Consider the following 26,508-nt stretch of genomic DNA (forward strand, 5'->3'; position numbering starts at 1 on the left):
GCGTGACGGCCGAGAACGGCCGAGAACGGCCGAGAACGGCCGGAAAGCGGCGGTCCCGGGCGCGCACCGGGCCGCGGACGGCCGCGCGTACCCGAGCGCGGCCGCGCATGCGCGAGGATGGCGCGTGGACGACCGACGGATCGGCGGACGGATGCGCGGACGCGTCGGCGGACGGCACGGCACCCGGGGTGAGGACGGTGGAGAGATGAGCGGCAGGCCGCTGCTGAACCGCAGGCTGGACGGGCTCGGGACGACGATCTTCGCGGAGATGTCCGCGCTGGCGGCGGCCACCGGCGCGATCAACCTCGGCCAGGGCTTCCCGGACACGGACGGCCCGGAGGCGATCCGGGAGGCAGCCGTGCGCGCGCTCCGGGACGGTCGCGGTAACCAGTACCCGCCGGGGCCGGGCGTACCGGAGCTGCGCCACGCGATCGCGGACCACCAACGCCGCTTCTACGGGCAGGACGTCGACCCCGACGCCGAGGTCCTCGTCACCGCGGGCGCCACCGAGGCCATCGCCGCGGCCATGCTCGCGCTGCTCGAACCCGGCGACGAGGTCATCGCGTTCGAGCCCTTCTACGACTCCTACGCGGCGTGCGTCGCGATGGCCGGCGGCGTCCGCGTCCCGCTGACGCTGCACGCCCCCGACTTCCGCCCCGACCTCGACGCGCTACGGGCGGCCGTCACCCCGCGCACCCGCCTGCTCCTGCTGAACAGCCCGCACAACCCGACCGGCACGGTCCTCACCCGCGCCGAGGCGACCGCGATCGCCGAACTGGCCGTCGAACGCGACCTCCTCGTGGTCACCGACGAGGTCTACGAACACCTCGTCTTCGACGGCGAGCACATCCCGCTGTCCACCCTCCCCGGCATGCGCAACCGCACGGTCGCCATCTCCTCGGCGGGCAAGACCTTCTCCTTCACAGGCTGGAAGGTCGGCTGGATCACGTCGACGCCGGAGCTGGTCGCCGCGGTCCGCACCGCCAAGCAGTTCCTCACCTACGTCGCCTCGGGCCCCTTCCAGTACGCCGTCGCCGAGGCCCTCGCGCTGCCCGACGCGTACTACACCGGCGTCCGCGACGACCTCCGCGCCAAGCGCGACCTGCTCGCCGACGGCCTCACCGACGCCGGCTTCGAGGTCCACCGCCCCCAGGGCACGTACTTCATCACCACCGACATCGCCCCCCTCGGCGAGAAAGACGCCCTCGCCTTCTGCCGCGCCCTCCCCACCCGCTGCGGCGTGGTCGCCGTCCCCAACTCCGTCTTCTACGACCACCCCACCGCCGGCCGCACCCAGGTCCGCTTCGCCTTCTGCAAACGCGAGGAAGTCCTGCGCACCGCCGCCGACCGTTTGCGCGAGGCATTCACCGGCTGAGCCCCCCGTCAGGCTCTCAGCTTCCCGAGCGGCGGCCCGCCTGTGGCTCTACCGGAAGCCTCATGCACCCGTGGTGGTACATGGACTAGTATTGGTACATGTCCATGAAGCGCACGAACGTCTACGCCGATCCCGAGGATCTCGCGATCATCAAAGAAGCGGCTGCCAGGCAAGGCATCAGTGAGGCCGAGATCATCCGCCAGGGAATCCACCTTGCCGCCATGGCGAACCGGGTCTGGGACGAGCCCCTGTTCTCCCGCACCTTCGAAGGCTCCGGCCGTACCCCGTCCAAGGAGGACGTGCGAAACGCGGTGGCTGATGCCGTCCGACAGGAAAGCGGCTCCGAGGCAGCCTCGTGATTGTCGTCATCGCCGACACATCGGGCCTACTGGCCGCGCTCGACTCCGCGCACCCGGAGCACGGGGGTGCCAACGAGGCGCTCATGACCGCCGGCCTCCTTGTCATGTCGCCGCTGCTGCTCGCCGAGATCGACCATGTCGCCACCCGTGAACTGGGACGGGAAGCCGCGGTCAGCGCGATCGACGACATCCGCCGCTGGATGCGTGTAAGCCGGATCGTCGTGCCCGAGATCACCGAGGTCCACCTCGCGACGGCCCAGTCCGTGAGGGCCAGGTACCGTGCGCTCAACCTCGATCTCGCCGACGCGGTGAACGTCGCCCTCGCGTCCGACTACGACACGGACGCGGTCCTCACTCTCGACCGCCGCGACTTCCGCGCCGTGCGCCCTCTGGGCCGCCACAAGGTTTTCCGTGTCCTGCCCGACGACCTCCCGCTCTGAGCCCGCTCGCGGCGCGGCCGACAGTGCCTTTGCGCGGCGAGCCGGCGGATGGGTGGGTGAACGAGGAGTGGCCTGGGTCACGTCGACGCCGGAGCTGGTCGCCGCGGTCCGCACCGCCAAGCAGTTCCTCACCTACGTCGCCTCGGGCCCCTTCCAGTACGCCGTCGCCGAGGCCCTCGCGCTGCCCGACGCGTACTACACCGGCGTCCGCGACGACCTCCGCGCCAAGCGCGACCTGCTCGCCGACGGCCTCACCGACGCCGGCTTCGAGGTCCACCGCCCCCAGGGCACGTACTTCATCACCACCGACATCGCCCCCCTCGGCGAGAAAGACGCCCTCGCCTTCTGCCGCGCCCTCCCCACCCGCTGCGGCGTGGTCGCCGTCCCCAACTCCGTCTTCTACGACCACCCCACCGCCGGCCGCACCCAGGTCCGCTTCGCCTTCTGCAAACGCGAGGAAGTCCTGCGCACCGCCGCCGACCGTTTGCGCGAGGCATTCACCGGCTGAGCCGGGGGGCGCCGTGGCCCAGCCGTGAGAACAGCGTCAGGCCGTGTTCAGTCCTCTGCGGCATGGCTTGTTCGGGCATCGCGCTCCGCGAGGCGAGAGAGGACCGCTTCCGCCAGCGCGCGAAACTCCCGGAAGCAGGTCTGGACGTACTTCTGTGTGCTGCCGAGCGCCCCATCGGCTGGCTTGAGGTCGAACATCGGCTTCCGAGCGTCGTGGGCCAGCGGCATGAGGCTTCGGTAGTTTCTCAGCGTCGCGATCTCGTAGGAACGATCAGTGGAAGATGCCGTCTCCTGACCCAGTACAGCCGTGCCGAAAACCCACGGGATACGCTCCAACCATCGGGCGTACGCCTTGACCGGGCGGTCGAGACGCATCTCGGGTTGCATGATCACATACCCGAGAGGCCGCATCAGCGCCTTGGGTGCTGAGATATTGCTGGGCACACGGGGCAAAATGGCCTGTTGCCAGTCCTGCCGCCAGTTCCGCAGCGTCGGGCCGAGATTACGCAGGCCCTTGAGAGAAAAGAGGTCCGCCGCTAGCGGCATGAGCACGGCGTCTGCAGCGAGAAGCGAAGCTCTGTTGATCGCACCCAGGTTGGGACCGATGTCGATCAAGACGATGTCTGCTTCCACCGCCTCGGCGGCATCCTGGACGATGCGATGGAAAGCAGTTGTCGTCCTGATTGCCGCAATATCCCCTGCGTAGGTTTTGAACCATTCATTGGAGAGCTTGTCCTCGAATCGGCTCAATTCGAGACTTCCGGGCAGCAACCAGAGACCCGGTGCCAGAGCGGCGGGTCGGACCGTCTTGATGTCGCCCGTGCCTTCAAGGATAGGACGGACGGCGTCAGCAATCGTCTGGCCAGGACCGACCCGTCCGGTGGCGGGGAAGGCAGGGTTCTTCACGCCCTGCTCGATGAGCTCGGAGGAGTCCTCCCACAGTTCCTCCAGTTCCGTCTCGTCCAGACACATGGCCGTGAGGTTCGACTGCGGATCGAGATCCACCGCGAGAACGCGAAAGCCGATGCGCTGGAACATGTGCGCCAGATGATAAGCCAGAGTGGTCTTTCCGACTCCACCCTTGTTGTTGAAGAGCGCAATGGACGTCATGACGCCCTCCTCAGGGTCACCGACCACGATGACTCATCCACCTGGAACTCGGGCGGAGGATTGCCGTTGCGCTCCAGAGCAGCGCGGATCCGCCCGATGCCTCGGCCGAACCGGTTGACGTAGCCGAGTGACTTCATCGCAGCAGCCAGCGAAGGATTGCGGTAGTCGTTCACACGGTCGAAGTTGTCGCTTCGAACCTGCCCGTAGGGGCCGCCCGGATTGGTGACCTCAATCCTGTCGTCGAACCACGCGATGCGAGTCGCAGCATAGGAGGTCTCGTAGTTACGGTGCATGAGTGCATTCATGCAGACCTCTCGTAGGGCCTCGAATGGATATTCGGGCCGTTGTTTCTCGCGGAAGCCGTCCTCCACCAATCGGGTCCGGAGATGTCCGCGGAGGACGGGCTCCAAGCGTGCGGCAGTGTCAACGATGTTCTGCCGCAACTCTTGGTCGTCAGCGATCGGAGCGTCGAAGTCGACGCCTTGGTAACGAACAAACTGCACGTACGCACCCGGGATGAAACTGCTCGGGTCGAAACCCACCACCAACAGACCCAGCACAGTCGGAACCGGGTCGTCCACCGAGCGAGCCAGATGCAGCGAGGCCAGTTGCTGAGGCAATGGCCGCCCGTTCTCCTCGATCACGTCCGGGTCGACCACCGCCGGCAGGTATGTACCGCGGAAGAGTTCGAGGTCAAGGTCGTGCAGTGTGCTCGACGGCAACAGCCGGGTGTCGTAGGGGCCATCGGCGGCACGGCGACGCTCAGTCAGTACCCGTTCGTCCTCGCGCGTCGCCCGTCGTGTCGTGGGACCGGGACGCACCCAGACAACTCCCTCGAACCGCACAGGCGGCGTTGCCGACGCCTCCACATGAATATGGATCACCTGTTTGCCGCGATAGACGGCCGCCTCGACGGTGAACGAAGGACGGTCGAGGATCCGGCCGTCGTCCCTGAGATCCGTCAGCGCGAGCAGTGCCCGATCGCTGACGTCGACGCCGTCAAGCGGTTCCCCCTTGTCGTCCACTCCAATGAGGATGTCTCCGCCTCCGTGCCCGGCGAGGTCATTGGCCATCGCGCACACGGCATTGCCGATCGCGTCGCCGCGCCTGCCCTCGCGCTTCGCAGTGCTCTTGAACTCTAGCCACGGCGTCTCTCGGGTACCCAGGGCATCGGCCAGGTCTGGAGTGCTCACGGTCGCCATTCTTCATCATGGCTGCTCATCGGCGCGGGAACCTAGGTGGGAGGGATCAGCGGATGCGGACAGGGCATCTCCTGGAGAAGCGCACAGCCGCCGCTGCCCCACAGGCGGCCGCGCCCAAATTCGCTTCGCCTTCTGCACACGCGAGGACGTCCCGCGCACCGCCGCCGACCGTTCGCGCGAGGCGTTCTGCGGGTGAGTTCCGCGCAGGGCGTCCTGTCCGACGGCCATCGAAAACGGCTTGTCAGCGTCCTTTGCGGCGAACTAGCGTTCGGGTTCCCTGACCGACCATCAGAATATGGATCCCATGCCTTCGACGCGCTCAGCACGCACGCGCCGCAGACGCCGCTCGGCCGGCCTGCTCGCCACCATCGGAACGACTGTCGCGCTCTTCGCCACGGCTGCCCCCGGGTACGCCGACGCCGCGTCCGCCGACGCCGCGTCCGCCACGGCCCAGCGCTCCTCGGCCGACTCCGCTCCCGCCGTGCCCACTTCCGTGGGAACGACGCCGCCGCCGCAGGATTCGCCCGGTCACCCCAACTACGGCTGCAACGGAACCGGTGACTGGGGCTGGATCGCGAACGGCGGCTCGGGCGGCAAGGTCACACTGGTCGGGAAGATCTCCGATCCCGACCCGGGCCAGCTGGTGACCGCGCAGTTCGAGCTCTGGGACGGCGCCCACCACCTCATCGTCATGGGCCGTCCCGCCGACCCCGCCGCGGGGACGCTCTCCAGCAGTTCCGACTCCGGCTGGCAGACCTCCGGCTCCATCGCCTCCAAGAGCGTTCCCACCAGCTATCTCGTCGACGGGCACTCGTACGGCTTCCGGCTCCGCGCCGACGACGGGACCCTCCGGTCGGCCGCGAGCACCTCCTGCCACTTCAGGTACGACGCGACGGCGCCCACCCTGTCGATCAACGGCGCCGCCAGCACCGGTTCGTGCATCGACGGCGGGAGCCTTCCCGCGGGCCGGACCAGCCTCGACCTCGACCTCCGGGGCGAGGACAGCGGCAGCGGCCTCGACCACTTCGACACGGACAGCGGTGTCGGCCCGCTCGCCCCCGACGCCGACGGGGCGGCCACCCTGCACCTCCCGCTGCGGAGCGGCGGCGATCACACCGTCACGGTCACCGCCGTCGACAGGGCCGGGAACGACAGCAGCCTGTGCTACCAGTTCTTCGCCGCCGGCGACCCCACGCCACAGGTCGTGCCCGGCGACATCGACGGCGACGGACTCCCCGACTTCACCGCTGTTCCCGTCGCCGGCTCCTACGCGGGCGATCCCGGCCTGCGGTACTACCCCACCAACGTGTCCAGCCCGCGCGGCGCCATCGCGTCCCACAGCACCGACGGCCCGAACCCCGACGGCAGTTGGACGGGCGCCCTCACCGCGCACCGGTCGTCTCCCACCAGGTCGGTGACCGGTGCTCGTGTCGACGACCTCTTGGCGCTCGGCACGGGGCACGCCCTGTACCTGTACCGCAACAACGGCTCCACCGCCGGTTCCCACGACAACCAGTTGTACTCGGGGGACAGTCGCGCGTTCCTCCCCCGTCCCGGCTGCGACGCGACCCTCGCGGACTGCTCCCGCTACCCCGCCGACTGGTCGTCGGTCCGCCAGCTCGTCGTCCCCGGCGACATGAACGGCGACGGCACTCCCGACCTCGTGACCGAGGAGACCGGGGGCCTGCTCTGGTTCTTCCCCGGCAACACGATCGGACAGCTCGGATCGCCCCAGCTGATCGGCACGGGGACCTGGGACGGTTACACCCTCATCGCCCCGGGCAACACGTCCACGACTCCCGGCACCGCCGCGCTGTGGGCCCGCGACAACGCCACCGGCGCCCTCTACCGCTACGACACCAGCGTCGACGCCTCGACCGGCACGCTCAGCCTCTCCTCCGGCGCCCGGATCGGCGGCGGCTACCCGGCCGCCGTCTACCCGCTGGTCATCAGCGTCGGGGACATCAACGGCGACGGCCTGCCGGACCTCATCGCCACCACGTCCACCGGCTCGCTGGTCGACCAGCTCGGCAGCACCACAGCCGCCTTCGACGGCACCCCGGGGCGGCCGACCCGCATCGCGGCAGGCGGATGGAACCAGATCAGCACCATCAGCTGAACGCAGGACGGCGACGACGCGCGGCCGTCAGTGCGTCGCGGGCGGCTGGACGGCGGGCGGGTGCGGGCGCCGCAGTGCGGCGCGTTCGGCGTCCGGGATGTGCATCGACTCGGCCAGCACCGCGGCGAGCGCGGCCACCTGGCCGGGGTCGACGTCGGGGTCGAACGACCACCGGAAGTCGTCCTCGGCCGTGATGAGGTCGATCACGGCGCGCCCGCCGCCGTCCCGCGCGCCCGGTGCGCGGACGTAGCGCACCCGGTCCAGCGGGATGTCCTGAGCGATCTCGCCGTGCCCGAGGAACGCGTTCGTCCTGGCCGTGATGACGCGGCGGTCCGTGACCGCGACCAGGTTCCGTACCGCCGCCTTGTCCATCGCCGGCGCCACCTTCTCCTTGGCGCCGTCGAGGAGCGCACCGATCCGGGCGGGGGTGTCGAGCCCGAGGGCGCGCAGCGTCTCGCCGCCGTCGAGGTGCCAGCGCAGGACGCGCAGGTACCGGTCCAGGTCCAGCGACGCCGGCGCGCAGAGCACGGCGGGCGCTTCGAGCGGCGGGGCCGGCGGGCGGAGGGCGTCGGCGAGGGGCTGGACCGCCTCCAGGAGTTGCGCGCTGGTCAGGCGCGCCCTCTTCGCGTCCTTCCGCTTCCCCAGCAGCGGCACCGTGGGGCGTCCCGGGAGTTCGGCGATGATCCGCAGCTCCCGCGCCAGCGCGTCGACGAGGGTCGTGGCCTCGGCGAGGGCGGCGTCGAGTTCCTCTGCGGTCTCGCGCTCGATGATCTCCACGAGCCGCGCCTCGTCGGCGTCTTCGCGTCCCGCGGCCCTGGCGCGCGCGGCGTGCAGGGTCTGGAATCCGGTCCACGCCTTGAGCGAGGACAGGAGGGCGTGGGCGTCGAAGACGATCGCCGCGGCGTTCGTCTCCAGGTACTGGCGGCGGCCGGGCGCGTCGAGCCGGCGGAGCTGCCGTACGTGTTCGCCGACGTTCAGCCGGTACGTTCCGCGCTGCTTGCGCAGGGCGTCCTCCTTGGCCGCGACCTTCTCCCACTCGGTCGTCGTGACCGACGAGATCTCGCGGGCCCGGCCGACCGCGCGGTCGACGGTGTCGACGAGCGCCGTCAGCTCGGCCCACTGGCCGAGCCGCATCGTCGTGAGGACCTCGTTCGTCAGCGCGATGTTGGTCCTGACCAGGCCCGTGACCTGGCTCAGCATCATCTGGAGGGCGACCATGGCGAGCGCCGGGCCGATCGCGACCGCGAGGTCCGCGGCGCTCACCGCGGTCACGGGGATCAACCGGACCTGATGGACGATCCGGCCGTCGCGGAAGACCGCGCCGAGGTTCGCGCTGTCCTTGACCGCGAGGGCGCCGCCCGCGTTCAGGAACGCCCGTGACGCGTCGCTGATCCGGTAGACCCCCTCCAGGCCGGTGAACGCGTTCGCCAGGCTGCCGCCCGCCGTCGCCGTGTTGCCGATCGAGGCGAGGGCCTCGGAGATCCGCGCACGGTCGCCGGCCGACAGGAGCCCCACGTCGACGCGTTCGAGCTCGAACTCCGTGACCAGCTCCGCGGGGACCTTCCCGACACCGACGACGAGCCCGGGCCGCACCTCCACGAGCGCGGCCGACTCCCCGTCCGACCCGGCGCCAGGGTCGGGGTCGACGTCCTGGGCCGAGTCGACGTCCGAGTCCCCGCTCGAGCCCGGCTCCGACACCGGCACCGAGAACGACTCCGGGTCCAAGCCCGAGCCCGGGTCCGAGCCCGAATCCGGCTCCGAGCCCACAGCGTCCTGCATGCGATCCCCTCCCCCGGGCGCACGGCGGCCCCACGCGCCAGCGTCCCCGCGGCAGAGTACGGCATCGCGACAGGTCGGCATGCCGCCTCGCCCCGCGGGCCGCCGATCCGCCGGCGGCCCCGCGCGGGCGCCGGCGACGTCGGTGTGGATCAGTCCGTGCCGGACTCCATCGCCGCGCGGTCGAGCAGCTCGTCCTCGTCCAGCGCGGCCAGCTCGGCCAGCGTGCTGGGCTCGCCGCGGGAGGCGATCGCCTCCGCGCCGCCCTCGGGCATCTGCGGCATCGTGCCGATCAGGCCGGTCGCCGCGGCCTGGGCGGCGCCGAGGACCGGGCTGCCGGTGCCGATCAGGCCGAGCCCGACGTACTGCTCCAGCTTGGCCCGCGAGTCGGCGATGTCGAGGTTGCGCATGGTGAGCTGGCCGATCCGGTCGACCGGGCCGAACGCGGAGTCCTCGGTGCGCTCCATCGACAGCTTGTCCGGGTGGTAGCTGAACGCGGGACCCGCGGTGTCGAGGATCGAGTAGTCCTCGCCGCGCCGCAGCCGCAGCGTCACCTCGCCGGTGACCGCCGCGCCGACCCAGCGCTGCAGCGACTCGCGGATCATCAGCGCCTGCGGGTCCAGCCAGCGGCCCTCGTACATCAGCCGGCCCAGCCGCCGGCCCTCGTTGTGGTACTGCGCGAGGGTGTCCTCGTTGTGGATCGCGTTGACCAGGCGCTCGTACGCGGCGTGCAGCAGCGCCATGCCGGGCGCCTCGTAGATGCCGCGGCTCTTGGCCTCGATGATCCGGTTCTCGATCTGGTCGGACATGCCCAGGCCGTGCCGGCCGCCGATCGCGTTGGCCTCCATCACCAGGGCGACCGGGGACGGGAACTCCTTGCCGTTGATCGTGACCGGACGGCCCTGGTCGAAGCCGATCGTCACGTCCTCGGCCGGGATCTCGACCGTGGGGTCCCAGAACCGCACGCCCATGATCGGGTCGACGGTCTCGATGCCGGCGTCCAGGTGCTCCAGCGTCTTGGCCTCGTGGGTGGCGCCCCAGATGTTGGCGTCGGTGGAGTACGCCTTCTCCGTGCTGTCGCGGTACGGCAGGCCGTGCGCGACCAGCCACTCCGACATCTCCTTGCGGCCGCCCAGCTCGGTGACGAAGTCGGCGTCCAGCCACGGCTTGTAGATCCGCAGGTGCGGGTTGGCGAGCAGGCCGTAGCGGTAGAACCGCTCGATGTCGTTGCCCTTGAACGTCGAGCCGTCGCCCCAGATCTGGACGTCGTCCTCCAGCATCGCGCGCACCAGCAGCGTGCCGGTGACGGCGCGGCCCAGCGGCGTGGTGTTGAAGTACGCGCGGCCGCCCGAGCGGATGTGGAAGGCCCCGCAGGTCAGCGCGGCCAGCCCCTCCTCGACCAGCGCCGCCCGGCAGTCGACCAGGCGCGCGACCTCGGCGCCGTAGGTCTTCGCGCGGCCGGGCACGGAGGCGATGTCGGGCTCGTCGTACTGGCCGATGTCAGCGGTGTACGTGCAGGGCACGGCGCCCTTGTCACGCATCCACGCGACCGCGACGGAGGTGTCGAGGCCGCCGGAGAAGGCGATGCCGACCCGCTCGCCGGCGGGAAGGGAGGTGAGGACCTTGGACATGGTTAAAGTATGCACACCTACGCATGATCATGCAAAGTCGGGGCGGAGGCTCGCGCGCGGGGGGCGTACGGGATAGGGCCGGCGGTACGGGCGGGGGTCCGGGCTACGCGAGGGCGGCCGTCGTACCGGCGAGGTCTACGCGAGGACGCCCGCGGCGCGGGCCGCGGTCAGCCACTGCGGGTACTCCGCGAGCAGTTCGTCGTACAGCACCGCGTCCGGGATCGACCGCGGCGCGTCGCCGGCGGCGAAGAAGCCCGCGTTGTCGACCAGCCGCCGCTGCGGCGCGGGCAGTTCGTCCAGCCGGCGCAGGAAGCGGAACTCGTCGTCGCCGAAGCCGACGAACTGCCAGAAGATCGGCAGCCGCGCGGCGGTGCACAGGACGTGCTCGGCCGCGGTGCGCGAGGAGGGCGAGCCGTCGGTCTGGAAGACCACGAAGGCGGGGTCGGCGGCGCCGCTCGCCTGGTAGTGGTCGATGACCGCCTGCATGGCCAGGTGGTAATTGGTACGGCCCATGTGGCCCATCGACTCGTGCAGCGCGCCGATCCGGCCCTGGTACGCGTCGAGGCCGACCTCGGCGACGCCGTCGACCTCGGTGGAGAAGAAGACGACGGGGACCACGCCGTCGTCGTCCAGGTTGGCGGCGAGCGCGAGGGTCTGCTCGGCGAGGTGCTGGACCGAGCCGTCGCGGTAGTAGCGGCGCATGCTGCCGGAGCGGTCGAGCACAAGGTAAACAGCAGCGCGCTGTCCGCTGATCCGGTTCTTGACCAGGGAGACGGAGGCGGCCTTGAAGAGACTGACCAGGCCGGGGGCCCGGTCCGCGACCTTCTCCAGGCTGACGCCGGGAGCGGGCGCCCCGGCAGAGGCGAGACCGGAGGCGGGGGCGGGAGCGGCTGCCGCGGCGCTCCCGGGCGCGGCGGCCTCGCGGGGTCTCTTGCGGTAGTCGATCCGGTACGTCTTGCGGTAGTCGATGGCCATGGACCGGGATTGTCCTCCGGTGGCGCCGCCGCTGTCCGACGATCGGCGGAGCCGGTGGCCGGGGCGCACGGGCGCGGCGGAGGGCGCGGAGGAGGGCGCGAAGGAGGCGGCGGCGCGGGGCACAATCGGGGCAACGCTGACCCCCGGGGTTCCGCGACGCATTTAGGTGAGGCTAACCTAAGCGACGTGACAGTTGCTGAGGAGAACGCGTCCCGCGGCGCCGGGCTGCGGGCCGTCGGGGTGACGGTCGGGTACGACCGGGAGGACGTCGTGCACGACGCGGCGCTCACGTTGCGGCCCGGCGAGGTCACCGCGCTGGTCGGGCCGAACGGCAGCGGGAAGTCGACGCTGCTGCGGACCCTCGCCCGGCTGCAGCGGGCCCGAGCCGGGACGCTGACCCTGGACGCGGCGGACGGCCAGGCCGCGGACGGCTTCCAGCTGACCGCGCGCGCGTTCGCCCGGCAGGTCGCGCTGCTCACGCAGGGGCGGCCGACGCCGAGCGGGCTGACCGTGCGCGACGTCGTGGAGTTCGGGCGGCACCCGCACCGCGGCCGGTGGGGGCGGCCGGACCCGGGCGGCGCCGCGGCGGTGGACCGGGCGCTCGGCCTGACCGGCGTCGCCGAGCTGGCCGACCGCGGTGTGGAACAGCTGTCCGGCGGCCAGCTCCAGCGCGTGTGGCTGGCCGGCTGCCTCGCGCAGGAGACCGGCGTGCTGCTGCTGGACGAGCCGACGACGTATCTCGACCTGCGCTACCAGATCGAACTCCTCGACCTGATCAGGGACGTGGCCGACGACCACCGGATCGCGGTCGGCGTCGTGCTGCACGACCTCGACCAGGCCGCCGCGGTCGCCGACCGCGTCGCGCTGCTGCACGCGGGCCGGGTGGTCGCCGACGGCACGCCCGAGGAGGTCTTCACGCCCGCGCTGCTGTCGCGGGTCTACGGCATCCGCGTCGACGTCGACACCGACCCGTCGACCGGGCGGCTGCGCACCCGCGCGATCGGCCGCCACCACGCCCGCGACGCCGCGGCCCGCGCCCGAGGGGACGGGGCCCGCGCCCGAGGGGACGGGGTCTCCGCCCGAGGGGACGGTACGAGCCCCCTGGGCGCGGCACCGGACCCGGCCGCTCCGACCTCGGCTGCCCCCGACCCGGCCGCTCCGGACCGGGCCGCCCTCGACCGGGCCACCCCGGACCCGGCCGCCGAGGCCGGCGCCTGAGCCCGGGCCCGAAACCCGCCAACTCCCCGACGCCGAGCGTCGACCACGGCCACAGGCGCGGGCACGGGCACGGGCGCCACGGCCACCGACCAGCGCCACCGCCACCGCCACCGCCACCGCCACCGCCAGCGACCAGCGAGCACCCCGCACACGCCCCCGCACACACCCCCGCACTCGCGCCCCGCACTCGCGCCCCCATCGGGCGCCCCGCACCGAAAGGCCCCGCCCGCCATGAGACGCCTCACCGCCACCACCGCCGCCGCGACCGCCACCGCGCTCGCCGCGCTCTGCCTGGCCGCCTGCGGCACCACCCACTCCGCCGCCGACGCCGCCGACGCCGCCGGCGACGAAGCGCCCTCGGCGGGTTCGAGCGCCCAGGGCGGCACCGGCAAGGCCGCCGGACCCGTCACCCTCACCGACGCCAGCGGCACGCGGGTGCACCTCGACGCCCCGGCCACCCGGGTCGTGGGCACCGAGTGGAACGTCGTGGAGGACCTCGTCACGCTCGGCGTGGACCCGGTCGGCGTCGCCGACGTGAAGGGCTACACCGCCTGGGACACCGCGGCCCCGCTGCGCAGCTCCGCCAAGGACATCGGCACCCGCGGCGAACCCAGCATGGACACCGTCGCCGCCCTCGCGCCGGACCTCGTCGTGGCGACCACCGACCTGTCCGCCTCCGCGGTGGCCCAACTGCGCAAGATCGCCCCGGTGGTGGAGGTGCGCTCGGCCGACGCCGCCGACCAGATCGGGCTGATGACCACGGACCTCGACCTGATCGCGAAGGCCACCGGCACCGAGCGGAAGGCCGCGGCGGTCAAGCAGGCGTTCGACGCCAAGCTCGCCTCGGGTCGCAAGGCCCTCGCCGACGCCGGGCTGGCCGGCGCGCCGTATGCCTTCGCCGACGGCTACGTGCAGGCCAACCAGGTGGCCGTCCGCCCGTACACCAGCGGCTCGTTGATCGGCGCCGTCAACGAGCGGATCGGCCTGAAGAACGCCTGGAAGGTGGCCGGGGACAAGGCGTACGGGCTGGCGACGACCGATGTCGAGGGGCTCACCGGCCTCGGCGACGTGCGCTTCGCCTACATCGCCAACGACGCCGACGGCGACCCGTTCACCACCGCGCTCGCCAAGAACGCCGTGTGGAGGTCGCTGCCGTTCGTCGCGGCCGGGCACGTGAGTCGGCTGCCCGACGGCGTCTGGATGTTCGGCGGCCCGGCGTCCATGGGGGCCTACGTGGACTCCGTCGTCGCGGCGCTGACCAAGTCCCCCGCGAAGTAGGGCGCGTGACCGCCACCGCCCGGCCGCCCGCGCCCGGCCCGGACGAGGCCGCCGCCGCGGCGATCGCCACCGCCCGGCCGTCCGCGCCCGATGCGCCGGCCAACACCCCAGCCCCGGCAGGCCTGTTCACCGCCGCCCCCGCACAAGGCGGCGCCTCCGCACAAGACGGCGTCCCCGCGCAGGGCGGCGTCCCCGGCGCCGTCGCCGTCACCGCCGCGCTGCTCCTGCTGACCGCCGCGCTGCTGGTCCTGGACATCACGCAGGGCACCGCGGACGTGGGCGCGGGCGCGGTGTGGAAGGCGCTGACCGGCCGGGCCGAACAGGGCGACGCCTCGGTGCTGTTGGCGTCCCGGCTGCCGCGGGCGGTGGCCGGCGTGCTGGTCGGCGTGGCGCTCGGCGCGGCCGGCGCGGCCCTTCAGGCGGTCAGCCGCAATGTGCTGGCCGCGCCCGACACCCTTGCGGTGAACGCCGGTTCGTACCTCGCCCTCGGCGTGCTCGCCGTGACCGGGGTCTCGGTCCCGCTGCTGGCGTCCTCCGGGGTCGCCTTCGCCGGCGGCCTCGCCGCTGCGGCCGTGGTGCTGGCGCTGTCCGGCCTCGGCGCGGGCACCGTACGGCTGGTGCTGGCCGGCAGCGCGCTGGCGCTCGGACTGGGCGCGGTCACCGACGCGTTGCTGCTGCTCTTCCCGCAGCGGACCACCGGCCTGTACCAGTGGGGCCAGGGCGGCATCGGCCAGAACGGCTTCGGCGGCGTCGCGCAGATGGCGCCGGTCGCCGCGGTCGGCCTGGCCGGGCTGCTGCTGCTCGCCCGCCGGGTGGACGCGCTCGCGCTCGGCGACGACGCGGCCCGCGGCATCGGCGTGCCGGTGTGGCGGACCCGGGTGGCCGTGGTGGTGCTCGCCGCGCTGCTGTCGGCGGCGGCGGTGACGCTCGCCGGGCCGATCGGCTTCGTCGGACTGTGCGCGCCCGCGCTGGTGCGGCCGCTCGCCCGCCGGCTGCGCGGGCCGGCCAGGGCGCGAGCGGCGATCCCGGTCGCGGCGCTGACCGGCGCGGTGCTGGTGCTCGGCTCGGACGTGCTGCTGCGCGCGACGGTGGGCGCGCAGCGGGCGGTCGCGGTGCCGACCGGCGTGGTGACGAGCCTGGTCGGCGCGGTGTTCCTGGTGGTGATCGCGCTGCGCACCGGGGAGGCGGGCGGCACGGCGGCGCCGGACCGGCTGCGCACCCCGGGCCGGGGGGCGTTCGCCGCGGTGCTGGTGTGCCTGAGCGTGCTGCTGGCCGGCACGGTGGTCGCGGCGGTGCTGCTGGGCGACACCCCGCTGCTGCTCGGCGACGTCGTCAACTGGTCCCAGGGCAGGGCGGACCGGGTGGTCGGCTTCGTGCTGGACACCCGGGTGCCGCGGGTGCTCGCGGCGCTGCTGGCGGGCGGCGCGCTCGCGCTGTCCGGGACGCTGGTGCAGGCCGTCACCCGCAATCCGCTGGCCGAGCCGGGGGTGCTCGGCGTGTCCGGCGGCGCGGGCCTGGGCGCGGTGCTGCTGGTGACCGAGGCGCCCTCGGCCGGCTCGTGGAGCGTGGCGGGGGCGGCCAGTGCGGGGGCCGCGGCCACCGCCGCGCTGGTCTTCGGGCTGTCCGCGCGCGGCGGGTTCGGGCAGAACCGGCTGGTGCTGGTCGGGGTCGGCGCGTCGGCCGCCGCCACCGCGCTGATCGGCCTGCTCATCGTGCTCACCGACCCGTTCGACGCGACCAAGGCGCTGACCTGGCTGTCCGGTTCGACGTACGGCAGGACGCTGCCGGACGTAGTCCCGGTGGGCGCGGTCCTCGCGGTGGGCACGGCGGTCGCGGTGGCGCGCCGCCGGCAGCTGGACCTGGTGGCGCTCGACGACGACACGCCCCGGCTGCTCGGGCTGGGCCTGGCCCGTGAGCGGCTCGGGCTGCTGTGCCTGAGCGTGCTGCTCAGCGCGAGCGCGGTGGCCGCGGCCGGCACGATCGCCTTCGTCGGGCTGGTGGCGCCGCACGCGGCCCGCGCGCTGGTCGGCCGCCGGCACGTACGGGTGCTGCCGGTCGCGGTCATGCTGGGGGCCGCGCTGGTGTGCGCGGCGGACCTCCTGGGCCGTACGGTGATCGCACCGGCCCAGCTCGGCGCGGGCCTGACGACCGCGGTCATCGGCGCGCCGTACTTCCTCTACCTGCTGGTCAGGACCCGGCGGTAGGGGCCCACCCCGGCCGGTTGCGGCACGACCCGGTGCAACGGGCGTGCCGGGGACGGAGGATGGGGTGGCGCCGGTACGGACGGGAGGTCGGCAGTGATATCGGAGCCGGAGTTGAGCGGGGGTTCCGAGGGGGCGGAGCCAGAGCCCGCGGCGCGGGACGCGCGGGCGGGAACGGCGGCGGAGCAGGCGGTCGCGGCGGGGGCCCCGGCGGGGCGGGCGCCGGACGGCGGGGCGCCGCAGGCCGGGCCGGGAGCGGGGCCGGGAGCGGGGCAGGCGGTCGCGGGCGATGTGGTGACGGGCGACGTGGTCGCGGCCGATGTGGTGGCGGGCGGCGAACTCCCGCGCGCCGACCGGCAGTCGGTGCGGCGCGCGTGGCTGTGGGGGATCACCGGGGCGCTGCTGGCGTCCGCGGCGTGGGGCGCCGGGTTCTCCTTCTACGACGAGCACGACGGCGGTCCGCCGGACCTGCACGGCTACGCGCTGGGCGAGAGCCCGTGCGCCGGCACGACGCTGGCGAAGCTCACCGGTGCGATGGGCGTCACCGACAGCGAGCCGGTCTCGCCGTCCGCGGTGCACCTGGGCGAGGCGCTGGACCAGATCCGCTGCACGCTGTTCGCCTCCGCGCCGCTGCCGCGCGGCGGCACCGCCCGCTACGAGGTGTCCGTCTCGATCGACCTGCACAAACAGACCGATCCGAAGGCGGAGTTCGAGGACCAGCAGGAGCTGGACCCGGCCGACCTCGACCCGGTCGAGGCGACCACGACGGTCCCGGGCCTGGGCGACGAGGCGTTCCTGCTGACCGTCAGCGACCAGACCCGCCGGCTCGAAGTCCTGCACGGCGGCGCGGTGTTCGTCCTCACCCTCACCGGCTACAACAAGCTGCCGGTCTCCGACGACACCGTCAGCGCCCTGCACACCGGCGACGCGGCGCCGGACGTCGGGCGCTTCCAGCCCGCGATGGTCGAGGCGATGCGCACGGTGATGAAAGCGCAGGAACGCGCGGGGCGTTGAGCACCGGGCCGAGCGGCGGCGTCCGGCGAGCCGTCGAGCGGCGACGGCGACGGGGACGTCGAGCGGCGACGTCGGACGGGACGTCGAGCAGGGCCTCAGACCTCGAAGCGGTAGCCCATGCCCGGCTCGGTGATCAGGTGCCGCGGCCGGGTCGGGTCGGGCTCCAGCTTGCGCCGCAACTGGGCCATGTAGACGCGCAGGTAGTTGGTCTCGGTGCCGTAGCCCGGGCCCCATACCTCCTGCAGGAGCTGGCGCTGGGTGATCAGCCAGGCGTTGCGGGCCAGCACCTCCAGCAGGTGCCACTCGGTGGGCGTGAGCCGCACGTCCGCGCCGTCGCGCACCACCTTCTTCGCGGCCAGGTCGACGCTGAACGACGCGGCCTGGAGCACCGGCTCGCCCGGTCCGGGGTCGGCGCGGCGGAAGGCGGCGCGCAGCCGGGCCAGCAGCTCGTCCATCGCGAACGGCTTGGTGACGTAGTCGTCGGCGCCGGCGTCCAGCGCCTCGACCTTCTCGCCGGAGGCGTGCCGCGCGGACAGCACGATGATCGGCACCCGGGTCCAGCCGCGCAGCCCGGCGATCACGTCGACGCCGTCCATGTCCGGCAGCCCGAGGTCGAGCAGCACCACGTCCGGGTGGCGTTCCGCGGCCAGCCGCAGCGCGGTCGCGCCGTCGGGGGCCGCGTCGACCTCGTACTGCCGGGCCCGCAGGTTGATCACCAGGGCCCGTACGATCTGCGGCTCGTCGTCCACCACCAGCACGCGGCTCACCCGCGCCCCCCTTCGTCGCCTGCGCCGGGTCCCCCGGCGCCGTCCGGTACGCCGCGTCCACCGTGTCCACCGCGTCCGCCGCGTCCACCGTGCCCGCCGCCGGCGCCGCGGGCCCCTCGCCCGTCGCCGGCGCCGCGGGCTTCGGGCCCGCCGCCGGCGCCGGGCCCGTCCCGCCCGGCGGCGCGCAGCGCGAGCACCATCGTCAGGCCGCCGCCCGGCGTCTCCTCGGCCTCCAGGGTGCCGCCCATCGACTCCGCGAAGCCGCGGGCCACCGCGAGGCCGAGGCCCACGCCGTTGCCGCGCGGCGCGTCGCCGTGCCGCTGGAAGGGCTCGAAGATGGCGCCGCGCGCGGCCTCCGGGACGCCCGGGCCGCGGTCGGCGACGCGCAGCTCGACCCGGTCGTGGACCGCGCTCGCCGCGACCACCACCCGGCGGCCCGGCGGGCTGTACTTCACCGCGTTCTCCACCACGTTGGCCACGCTCCGCTCCAGCAGGCCGGGGTCGGCCTCGACCATCGGCAGGTCCTCGGGGATGTCGAGGTCGACGCTGTCGCGCGGCACCGCGGCGAGCGCCGCGGGCACCACCTCGTCCAGGTCGACCGGGGCGACCAGCGGGCTGACCGTGCCGGTCTGCAGCCGGGACATGTCCAGCAGGTTGCCGATCAGGTGGTCCAGCCGGTCCGCGCCGGCCTCGATGCCGGCCAGCAGCTCGGCCTCGTCGTCCGCGGACCACGCCACGTCGTCCGAGCGCAGCGAGGTGACCGACGCCTTGATGCCGGCCAGCGGGGTGCGCAGGTCGTGGCTGACCGCGGCGAGCAGCGCGGTGCGGATGCGGTTGCCCTCCGCCAGTTCGCGGGCCCTGGCCGCCTCGCCGGCCAGCCGCTGCCGGTCCAGCACGCCGGCCGCCTGCGCGGCGAAGGCGGACAGCACCCGCCGGTCGGAGGCGGGCAGCACCCGGCCGCCGAGGGTGAGCAGCAGCCGCTCGTTCACCGCGACGGCGACCTCGGCGTCCTCCGGCCGGTCGGGGCCGGGCGGCGGGGCCACGAAGCCCGCGCGCCGCCACGCGCCGCGCGCGTCGTCGCGCTCCCACAGCGCGGCCGAGGCGGTCCCGAACGTCTCGCGGACGCGTTCCAGCAGCGCGGCCAGCGTGTGGTCGCCGCGCAGCACGCTGCCCGCGAGGTACGACAGGATCTCCGCCTCCGCCTGGAGCCGCGCGGCCTGTTCGGTGCGGCGCGCGGCGAGGTCGACCACGGAGGCGACCGCGACGGCGACCACGACGAAGACGACCAGCGCGGTGACGTTCTGGCCCTCGGCGATGGTGAAGGCGTGGGTCGGCGGGGTGAAGTAGTAGTTCAGCAGCAGCGAGCAGCAGACCGCCGAGGCGAGCGCCGGGTAACGGCCGCCGAGCAGCGCGGCGGCCACGGTCAGGGTCAGGAACAGCAGGATGTCGGTGGCCAGGCTCGGGCCGCGGGCCGCGGTGAGCACGGCGGTCAGCAGCACCGGGCCGGCCACGCCGACGAGCCAGCCGGCGAGCACGCGGGTGCGGCCGAGCCGGGCGCCCGGCGCCACCGGCAGCGTCCGTCCGCTCCCCCGGGCGGCCGGGCCCCCGGCGTCGGCCTCCGGGCCGCCGCCCGGATTGCGCCGTCCGCCCCCGCGCGGGCCGGCCCACCGGCCGCCCGACCGGCCGCCGTGCGTGACCAGGTGGACGTCGAGGTCGGGGCCGCCGGTCCTGGCGACGCGCGCGCCGGTCCCCGGCCCGAAGACGTACCGCCACCCGGGCCGGCGCCCCGCGCCCAGCACGATCTGCGTGGCGTCGGCGCCCCGCGCGAAGTCCAGCAGCGCGGTCGCCACGTCGTCCCCGAGCACCTGGTGGTACGACCCGCCGAAGCCCTCCACGAGGGCCCGCTGCCCGGCGGCGGCCCCGGCGCCGCCGGGGCGGACCACGTGGACCGCGAGGATCTCGGCGTCGGCGGCGCCGGCGGCGCGGGCGGCCAGGCGGGCGGCGCGGCGTATCAGGGTGCGGTCCTGCGGGTCGCCGGACAGGCCGACGACGATGCGCTCGCGGGCCTCGCCGCCGAGAGGCTCGCCGGCGGGCAGCGCTCCGCGCATCCCCCGCGCCTCGCGCGTGCCGTCCGCTTCCACGCAGCTCACTGTAGGTCCGCGGAAGCGGACGAACACCCCGGCATCCGGGCGTTCCGCACGATCTTGACGCGTGCTTGACGGCCGCCGCCACCCGTACGGGCGGCCGGGGGCCGGACCGCGGCTCCGGCAGGGCCGGTGAGCTGGGACCGCGCGGGGGCGGCCGGGCGGCCGGGCGCGTTAAGAACACGTATGGATGCGTCGCGGCGCGCCGCGGCGCCGCCCGTGCGAGGGTTCGATGGGGCGGCAGCAGCAGGCAGCACGACAGGAGCGCGCACCCGATGTCCACCCCCGTCCGGTCGCACCGCCTGCGCGCGTGGTTCCTGGAGGGCCAGTCCGACATGGCCGGGCGCCAGCAGGGCCCGCACGCCAAGCCGCTGCCGCCGCCCGGGCGGACCCCGGACGGCGGCGGGGACGGAAGCGGGGACGGGAGCGACGGCGACCGGGACGGCGACGGGGACGCGAGCACCGGCGGCGACAAGGCGGCGCACCCGCACGGCCAGCGCTGGTGGCGGGTGATGTGCCTGACCGGCGTCGACTACTTCTCCACCCTCGGTTACCAGCCGGGCATCGCCGCGCTCGCCGCGGGCCTGCTGTCACCGGTCGCCACGGTCGTGCTGGTGATCGTCACCCTGGCCGGCGCGCTGCCGGTCTACCGCCGGGTGGCCGGCGAGAGCCCGCACGGCGAGGGCTCGATCGCGATGCTGGAACGGCTGCTGTCGTTCTGGGGCGGCAAGCTGTTCGTGCTGGCGCTGCTGGGCTTCGCGGCCACCGACTTCCTGATCACGATCACCTTGTCGGCCGCCGACGCCTCGACCCACCTGGTGGAGAACCCGCACTTCGCCTCCACGCTCGGCGGCCACCAGATGGTGATCACGCTGGCGCTGATCGCGCTGCTCGGCGCGGTGTTCCTCAAGGGCTTCCTGGAGGCCATCGGGGTCGCGGTGGTGCTGGTCGGGATCTACCTCGCGCTCAACGTCGTGGTGGTCGGCGACGCCCTGTGGCACGTGCTGGCGGCGCCGCACCTGGTCACCGACTGGCGGCACGGCCTGACCGCCGAGCGCGGCAACGTCTTCGTGATGATCGGCGTCTCGCTGGTGATCTTCCCCAAGCTCGCGCTGGGCATGTCCGGCTTCGAGACCGGCGTCGCGGTGATGCCGCACGTCAAGGGCGACCCGGGCGACACCGAGGAGCACCCGGCCGGGCGTATCCGCGACACCAGGAAGCTGCTGACCACCGCGGCGCTGATCATGAGCGTCTTCCTGATCGCGACCAGCTTCGTGACGACCGTGCTGATCCCGCAGCAGGACTTCAAGGCCGGCGGCCCGGCCAACGGCCGCGCGCTGGCCTACCTCGCGCACGACCGGCTCGGCTCCGGCTTCGGCACCGTCTACGACTTCTCCACCATCGCCATCCTCTGGTTCGCCGGGGCCTCGGCGATGGCCGGCCTGCTCAACCTGATGCCGCGCTACCTGCCGCGGTACGGGATGGCGCCGCACTGGGCGCGCGCGGTGCGGCCAATGGTGCTGGTCTTCACGCTGGTCGCGTTCCTGGTGACGTGGATCTTCGACGCCAGTGTGGACAAGCAGGGCGGCGCGTACGCCACCGGTGTGCTGGTGCTGATGAGCTCGGCGGCGGTCGCGGTGACGATCTCCGCGCGGCGCCGCGGGCAACGGGGCTGGACGGCGGCGTTCGGGGCGATCGCGCTGGTGTTCCTGTACACCACGGTGGTCAACGTGCTGGAGCGCCCGGACGGCGTGAAGATCGGCGCGTGCTTCATCGCCGGCATCGTGCTGGTGTCGCTGCTGTCGCGGCTGGCCCGCTCCTTCGAACTGCGGGTGACCAGCGTGGAGCTGGACGACATGGCGGCCAGGTTCGTACGGGACGTGGCGAGCCGGCGCATCCGGTTCATCGCGAACGAGCCGGGGCTGCGGGACGCCGCGGAGTACCGCGACAAGATCCACCAGATCCGGGCGGACAACGACATTCCGCCGGAGGACGACCTGGTGCTGGTCGAGGTCACGGTGCGGGACCCGTCGGAGTTCGAGTCGGCGCTGACCGTGCACGGGCACGTGCTGCACGGCCGCTACCGGGTGCTGTCGCTGGAGAGCTCCTCGGTGCCCAACGCGCTGGCCGCGCTGCTGCTGCACGTGCGGGACGTGACCGGCCGCAAGCCGCACATCTACTTCGAGTGGACCGAGGGCAGCCCGTTCGCGAACTTCCTGCGGTTCTTCCTCTTCGGCCACGGGGAGATCGCGCCGGTCACCCGCGAGGTGCTGCGCGAGGCCGAGCCGGACCGGGCCCGGCGCCCGCGGGTGCACGTGGGCTGACGCCGGCGGCCGGTCTCCGGCCGCGGCGGGTGACCGGCCTCCGGCCAGGGCGGGTGGCCGGCTCGGCCGCGTCGGGGCGTTTCCTGTGGGTCGCGCCAAGGGGGCGTCAAGATGCGGCCGGTCCACGTCAAGGCCGTGTCACCGGCGGGTCCTGCCGGCAGTCGCGCGGCCTAGCGTCGGCGGCATGGGACGACCTCGCAGGGCAGAGCCCGCGGCAGCCGCCGTGCGGCGGCGCGGGCCGGTACGGGTCGCGGCGGTGGTACGGGCCGTGGACCGCGGGTGGCGGCGCGACACGCGGCGGGCCGCGGGCTGCGCGCTGGCGTTCTGGGCCGCGGCGACCCTGCTGGACCTGGCCGCGGGAACGCTCACCCCGGTCCGCGCCGCGCTGTGGGCGGCGCTGGCCGCCGGGCTGCTGGCGGTGCTGCTGCCGTCGCGGCTGAGCGCCGGTCCCGGCTGGCTGGCCGCGCGCGGGCTGCTGCGCGAGCGCCGGGTGCGCACCGACGCGCTGGTCCGGGTGAGCCGCTACGGCGCCGGGGTCGCGCCCACGCTGCTGCTGCGGGACGCCGACGGCCGCCGGCTGCTGCTGGACCCGCGGGTGCTGGCCGCCGATCCGCTGCTGTGGCACGAACTCGACACCGGCGCCCGCGCGTCCCGCGCCGCCGGGACCCTGCGCGGCGGCGACGCGGTCCTGCGCGACCTCGCCGCGCGGATCGACGACCCCGTGGCCCGCGCGGTCTTCACGGCGTCCGGGCTGAGCTGACGGCTCGGCGGCCGAGCGCGGCGGGCCGGCCGCCGCGGTGCGTCCGCGGCCCCGCGGTGGCCGGCCCGTCCGTCGCGTCAGCCGGGCTCGTGGCCGTGCGGCGGCTTTCCCGGGCGGGCGGGCCGGCGCGGGGCCGCGGGGAGCGAGACGACCATCGTGAGGCCGCCGCCCGGGGTGTCCTCGGGGGTCAGGGTGCCGTGCATCGCCTCGGTGAGCCCGCGGGACAGCGCGAGGCCGAGGCCCAGGCCGGTGGTGTTGTCGGTGTCGCCGAGCCGCTGGAACGGCTCGAAGACCCGGTCGCGGTCCTCCGGCGCGAGGCCCGGCCCGTGGTCGGCGATCCGCAGCTCGACGCGGTCGCCCAGCGTGCTGGCGCTGACCAGCACGGGCGCGCCGGCCGGGCTGTGGCGCACGGCGTTGGCGGCCAGGTTGGCCAGCACCCGTTCCAGCAGCGCGGGATCGGCGAGGACCTCCGGGGCCGCGTCGAGTCCGCGGACGACGACGCCGGGGGCCGCCGGGTTCGCGGAGTTCACCGGCCCGGCCAGGTCGTCCAGCGCGGCCGGGGCGATCTCCGCCAGGGCGGTCGGCCGCAGGTCGAGGGTGAGGGCGCCGGCCTGCAGGCGGCTCATGTCGAGGAGGTTGTCGACGAGCCGGGCGAGCCGGGTCAGCGACTGCTCGGCGGTGGCGAGCAGTTCGTCGCGCTCGCCCGCGGTGAAGTCGACGTCGCGGCTGCGCAGGGAGCTGACCGCGGCCCAGCCCGCGGCCAGCGGGGTGCGCAGGTCGTGGCTGACCGCGGCGAGCAGCGCGGTGCGCAGCCGGTCGGCCGCCCTGACCGGCTCGACCTCGGCGGCGGCCTCGGCCAGCCGGGCGCGTTCCAGGGCGGCGGCCACGTGCCCGGCGAAGGCGACCAGCACCCGCCGCTCCGACGCGGCCAGATCCCGCCCCCGCAGCACCAGCGTCTGCCCCGCCCCGACCCCGACCGTGACCACACCCCCGGCCCCGGACCCGGACCCCGCATCGCCGGACCCCACGTCGCCGGACCCCACGTCGCCGGACCCCGCATCGCCGGACCCCGCGTCGCCCGCCGCCGGGCCGCCCTGCGGCGGCTCCGCGTCCACCAGTTCCGCGCTGTCCATGCCGAAGGCCTCCCGCGTGCGTTCGAGCAGGAGGGCCACCGTGTGGTCGCCGCGGAGGATGCCGCCGGCCAGGGAGGAGAGGGTCTCGGCCTCGGCGGTCGCGGCGGCGGCGCGGCGGGACAGGCGCAGGGAGCGGTCGACGATCGCCGCGACGGTGACCGCGACCACCGCGAACACGCCGAGCGCGAGCGCGTTGTTGGCCTCGCCGACGGTGAAGCGGTGCACCGGGGGGATGAAGAACCAGTTGAGCAGCAGCGACGCGGTGACCGCGGCCAGCAGCGCGGACGCCACCCCGCCGATGCACGCGACGCCGACCACCGCGAGCAGGAACAGCAGCGCCTGGCTGGTCAGGTTGAGGTCGCCGCGGGCGTGGCCGAGGACCAGCGTGAGCAGCGCCGGCAGCACCAGCCCCGCCGCGGGCCCGGCGATCTTGCGCACCGGCGGGAGGCCGCCGCCCGCGGCCGGGGCAGCCGGCCGCGCCCGGCCCGCTCGTGGGTGACCATGTGGACGTCTATGGCGCCCGAGCGCTCCACCGTGGTCTCGCCGACGCCGCGCCCGGTGACGAACCGCGCGAGCCGGCCCCGCCTGCTGGTGCCGATGACCAGCTGGGTGGCGTTCTCGGCGCGGGCGAAGTCCAGCAGCGCGGTGGGCACATGGCCGCCGACCACCGAGTGGAAGGTGCCGCCGAGGCTCTCCACCAGGGCCCGCTGCCGGGCCAGCGCGGCGGGCGACGCGCCGGCCAGGCCGTCGCTGCGGGCCACGTGCACCGCGAGCAGGTCGCCGCCGGCCGAGCGGTCGGCGATGCGGGCCGCCCGGCGGATCAGCGTGGCGCCCTCGGGGCCGCCGGTGAGCCCGACCACGACCCGCTCGCGGGTCTCCCAGACGCCGCCGATGCCGTGCTCGGTGCGGTACTTCTGCAGCGCCTCGTCGACCCGCCCGGCCACCCACAGCAGCGCCAGCTCGCGCAGCGCGGTGAGGTTGCCGACCCGGAAGTAGTGCGACAGGGCCGCGTCGACCTTCTCCGGCGCGTAGACGTCGCCGTGCGCCAGGCGGCGGCGCAGCGCCTCCGCGGGCATGTCGACCAGCTCGATCTGGTCGGCGCGGCGCACCACCTCGTCCGGCACGGTCTCGCGCTGCGGCACCCCGGTGATCTTCTGCACCACGTCGTTGAGCGACTCCAAGTGCTGGACGTTGACGGTGGTGACCACGTCGATGCCCGCCGCCAGCAGCGCCTCGACGTCCTGCCAGCGCTTGGCGTGCCGGCCGCCGGGCACGTTGGTGTGGGCGAGTTCGTCGACCAGGGCGACGCGCGGCGCGCGGGCCAGCACCGCGTCGAGGTCCAGCTCGGGGAAGCGCACGCCGCGGTGGGTGCGCCAGGCCCTCGGCACCTGCTCCAGGCCGCGCAGCATGTCCTCGGTGTGCGGGCGGCCGTGGCACTCGGCGTAGCCGACCACCACGTCCGTGCCGCGCCGGGCCCTGCGGTGGCCCTCGTCGAGCATCCGGTAGGTCTTGCCGACGCCGGGCGCCGCGCCGAGGTACACCTTGAGCCGGCCGGGCTTCACGGCGTCACCCCAGCCCGGCGAGATCGGCGTTGAGCCGCACCACGTTCACGTACCGCTCGCCGAGGAAGCCCAGGGCGCGGCCGTGGGTGGTGTGCTCGACCAGCCGGCGGACGGCGGCGGGGTCCAGGCCCCGGGCCCTGGCGACGCGGTCGACCTGCTCGGCGGCGTAGGCCGGGGAGATGTCGGGGTCGAGGCCGGAGCCGGAGGCGGTGACCGCGTCGGCGGGTACGTCCTTCGGGTCGACGCCGTCGAACGCGGCGATCGCGGCCCGGCGCTCTTTGATCGTCGTGACCAGGCCGGGGTCGTTGGGCCCGAGGTTGGAGGCGCCGGAGGCCAGTGGGTCGTAGCCGCCGGCGGACGGGCGGGGCTGGAAGTACCGCGGGTCGGGCCGGGGCGCCTCGTTCGGGTCGTCCGGGTGCTTCTTGGGCAGGTCGAAGGTCTGGCCGATCAGGCTGGAGCCGACCACGTGTCCGTCGTGCTCGATCAGCGAGCCGTCCGCCTGGTGCCGGAAGGCGGCCTGGGCGACGCCGGTGACCAGCAGCGGGTAGAGCACGCCGGTGATCACAGTGAGCACCAGCAGCATCCGCAGGGCGGCGAGATGGGTACGCATGGC

At 74.1% G+C, this 26,508-nt stretch carries 17 protein-coding genes and 3 pseudogenes; 11 read left to right on the forward strand and 9 right to left on the reverse strand.

Translation table 11 applies throughout. The annotated features are described in order from the left end of the window. Positions 1-205 precede the first annotated feature (205 nt). From VSR01_RS18630 to VSR01_RS18645, 4 genes and pseudogenes are all read left to right on the forward strand, one after another. Positions 206-1,375, forward strand: a complete 1,170-nt coding sequence (locus VSR01_RS18630; RefSeq protein ID WP_326450338.1) for a pyridoxal phosphate-dependent aminotransferase — start codon at positions 206-208, stop codon at positions 1,373-1,375. A gap of 98 nt (positions 1,376-1,473) precedes the next feature. Continuing rightward, positions 1,474-1,734 (forward strand): CopG family transcriptional regulator, encoded by a 261-nt coding sequence (locus VSR01_RS18635; protein ID WP_326450339.1) that lies wholly within the window; start codon positions 1,474-1,476, stop codon positions 1,732-1,734. Next, positions 1,731-2,174: a PIN domain-containing protein gene (locus tag VSR01_RS18640; RefSeq protein ID WP_326450340.1), complete on the forward strand. Its 444-nt coding sequence runs from the start codon at positions 1,731-1,733 to the stop codon at positions 2,172-2,174. The genes VSR01_RS18635 and VSR01_RS18640 overlap by 4 nt, the downstream gene beginning before the upstream one ends. Then, a pseudogene (locus tag VSR01_RS18645) lies at positions 2,146-2,682 on the forward strand (aminotransferase class I/II-fold pyridoxal phosphate-dependent enzyme); the annotation flags it as partial. The gene VSR01_RS18640 and the pseudogene VSR01_RS18645, both read left to right, overlap by 29 nt. Positions 2,683-2,729: 47 nt before the next feature. On the opposite strand, the gene VSR01_RS18650 reads toward VSR01_RS18645, so the two are convergent. Further along, the gene (locus tag VSR01_RS18650; RefSeq protein ID WP_326450341.1) at positions 2,730-3,791 is read right to left on the reverse strand and encodes a ParA family protein; all 1,062 of its coding nucleotides are present in this window, start codon (positions 3,789-3,791) and stop codon (positions 2,730-2,732) included. Continuing rightward, entirely contained in the window at positions 3,788-4,993 is a 1,206-nt protein-coding gene (locus tag VSR01_RS18655; protein WP_326450342.1) for an ATP-binding protein, read from the reverse strand. The genes VSR01_RS18650 and VSR01_RS18655 overlap by 4 nt, the downstream gene beginning before the upstream one ends. A 295-nt stretch (positions 4,994-5,288) precedes the next feature. Between VSR01_RS18655 and VSR01_RS18660 the strand changes: the two genes are divergently transcribed. Beyond that, positions 5,289-7,112: a hypothetical protein gene (locus VSR01_RS18660; RefSeq protein ID WP_326450343.1), complete on the forward strand. Its 1,824-nt coding sequence runs from the start codon at positions 5,289-5,291 to the stop codon at positions 7,110-7,112. Positions 7,113-7,139: 27 nt separating this feature from the next. On the opposite strand, the gene VSR01_RS18665 is transcribed toward VSR01_RS18660, so the two are convergent. From VSR01_RS18665 to VSR01_RS18675, 3 genes are all read right to left on the reverse strand, one after another. Beyond that, entirely contained in the window at positions 7,140-8,891 is a 1,752-nt protein-coding gene (locus tag VSR01_RS18665; protein ID WP_326450344.1) for a hypothetical protein, read from the reverse strand. 149 nt (positions 8,892-9,040) lie between these two features. Then, a complete protein-coding gene (gene argG, locus VSR01_RS18670; RefSeq protein WP_326450345.1) occupies positions 9,041-10,519 on the reverse strand; it encodes an argininosuccinate synthase in 1,479 nt (492 codons plus the stop codon). A 135-nt stretch (positions 10,520-10,654) separates the two neighbouring features. Beyond that, positions 10,655-11,494, reverse strand: a complete 840-nt coding sequence (locus VSR01_RS18675; RefSeq protein WP_326450346.1) for a vWA domain-containing protein — start codon at positions 11,492-11,494, stop codon at positions 10,655-10,657. 186 nt (positions 11,495-11,680) lie between these two features. Between VSR01_RS18675 and VSR01_RS18680 the strand changes: the two are divergent. The 4 genes and pseudogenes from VSR01_RS18680 to VSR01_RS18695 form a co-directional block, all read left to right on the forward strand. Continuing rightward, a pseudogene (locus VSR01_RS18680) lies at positions 11,681-12,514 on the forward strand (ABC transporter ATP-binding protein); the annotation flags it as partial. 429 nt (positions 12,515-12,943) lie between these two features. Beyond that, a complete protein-coding gene (locus tag VSR01_RS18685; RefSeq protein ID WP_326450347.1) occupies positions 12,944-13,990 on the forward strand; it encodes an iron-siderophore ABC transporter substrate-binding protein in 1,047 nt (348 codons plus the stop codon). 122 nt (positions 13,991-14,112) lie between these two features. After that, positions 14,113-16,194, forward strand: a complete 2,082-nt coding sequence (locus VSR01_RS18690) for an iron ABC transporter permease (RefSeq protein ID WP_326453707.1) — start codon at positions 14,113-14,115, stop codon at positions 16,192-16,194. A gap of 111 nt (positions 16,195-16,305) precedes the next feature. Further along, complete coding sequence (locus VSR01_RS18695; protein WP_326450348.1) at positions 16,306-17,205, forward strand: hypothetical protein; 900 nt, start codon at positions 16,306-16,308, stop codon at positions 17,203-17,205. Positions 17,206-17,300: 95 nt separating this feature from the next. On the opposite strand, the gene VSR01_RS18700 is transcribed toward VSR01_RS18695, so the two are convergent. After that, the gene (locus tag VSR01_RS18700; protein ID WP_326450349.1) at positions 17,301-17,972 is read right to left on the reverse strand and encodes a response regulator; all 672 of its coding nucleotides are present in this window, start codon (positions 17,970-17,972) and stop codon (positions 17,301-17,303) included. Continuing rightward, entirely contained in the window at positions 17,969-20,113 is a 2,145-nt protein-coding gene (locus VSR01_RS18705; RefSeq protein WP_326450350.1) for an ATP-binding protein, read from the reverse strand. The genes VSR01_RS18700 and VSR01_RS18705 overlap by 4 nt, the downstream gene beginning before the upstream one ends. A 278-nt stretch (positions 20,114-20,391) precedes the next feature. Here VSR01_RS18705 and VSR01_RS18710 point away from each other — a divergent pair, with 278 nt between their 5' ends. After that, on the forward strand, positions 20,392-22,440 hold the full coding sequence (locus VSR01_RS18710) for an APC family permease (protein ID WP_326450351.1): 2,049 nt from the start codon (positions 20,392-20,394) through the stop codon (positions 22,438-22,440). Between the two features lie 184 nt (positions 22,441-22,624). Further along, positions 22,625-23,200, forward strand: coding sequence for a hypothetical protein (locus VSR01_RS18715; RefSeq protein WP_326450352.1), 576 nt, complete (start codon positions 22,625-22,627; stop codon positions 23,198-23,200). A gap of 77 nt (positions 23,201-23,277) precedes the next feature. Here VSR01_RS18715 and VSR01_RS18720 read toward each other — a convergent pair. Both VSR01_RS18720 and kdpC read right to left on the reverse strand, forming a co-directional pair. Further along, positions 23,278-25,919 (reverse strand): annotated as a pseudogene (locus VSR01_RS18720) (ATP-binding protein). Next, positions 25,900-26,505 (reverse strand): potassium-transporting ATPase subunit KdpC, encoded by a 606-nt coding sequence (gene kdpC / locus VSR01_RS18725; RefSeq protein ID WP_326450353.1) that lies wholly within the window; start codon positions 26,503-26,505, stop codon positions 25,900-25,902. The pseudogene VSR01_RS18720 and the gene kdpC overlap by 20 nt, the downstream one beginning before the upstream one ends. Positions 26,506-26,508: the final 3 nt, after the last annotated feature.

It is taken from the genome of Actinacidiphila sp. DG2A-62, from assembly GCF_035825295.1.
In the GTDB taxonomy this organism is placed as follows: Bacteria; Actinomycetota; Actinomycetes; order Streptomycetales; family Streptomycetaceae; genus Actinacidiphila.

Excerpts from the sequence above, each read along its gene's own strand:
- VSR01_RS18675 (WP_326450346.1), bottom strand. The coding sequence starts at position 11,494 with ATGGCCATCGACTACCGCAAGACGTACCGGATCGACTACCGCAAGAGA.
- VSR01_RS18630 (WP_326450338.1), top strand. The coding sequence starts at position 206 with ATGAGCGGCAGGCCGCTGCTGAACCGCAGGCTGGACGGGCTCGGGACG.
- argG (WP_326450345.1), bottom strand. The coding sequence starts at position 10,519 with ATGTCCAAGGTCCTCACCTCCCTTCCCGCCGGCGAGCGGGTCGGCATC.
- VSR01_RS18715 (WP_326450352.1), top strand. The coding sequence starts at position 22,625 with ATGGGACGACCTCGCAGGGCAGAGCCCGCGGCAGCCGCCGTGCGGCGG.
- VSR01_RS18685 (WP_326450347.1), top strand. The coding sequence starts at position 12,944 with ATGAGACGCCTCACCGCCACCACCGCCGCCGCGACCGCCACCGCGCTC.
- kdpC (WP_326450353.1), bottom strand. The coding sequence starts at position 26,505 with ATGCGTACCCATCTCGCCGCCCTGCGGATGCTGCTGGTGCTCACTGTG.
- VSR01_RS18650 (WP_326450341.1), bottom strand. The coding sequence starts at position 3,791 with ATGACGTCCATTGCGCTCTTCAACAACAAGGGTGGAGTCGGAAAGACC.
- VSR01_RS18635 (WP_326450339.1), top strand. The coding sequence starts at position 1,474 with ATGTCCATGAAGCGCACGAACGTCTACGCCGATCCCGAGGATCTCGCG.
- VSR01_RS18665 (WP_326450344.1), bottom strand. The coding sequence starts at position 8,891 with ATGCAGGACGCTGTGGGCTCGGAGCCGGATTCGGGCTCGGACCCGGGC.
- VSR01_RS18660 (WP_326450343.1), top strand. The coding sequence starts at position 5,289 with ATGGATCCCATGCCTTCGACGCGCTCAGCACGCACGCGCCGCAGACGC.
- VSR01_RS18710 (WP_326450351.1), top strand. The coding sequence starts at position 20,392 with ATGTCCACCCCCGTCCGGTCGCACCGCCTGCGCGCGTGGTTCCTGGAG.
- VSR01_RS18655 (WP_326450342.1), bottom strand. The coding sequence starts at position 4,993 with ATGGCGACCGTGAGCACTCCAGACCTGGCCGATGCCCTGGGTACCCGA.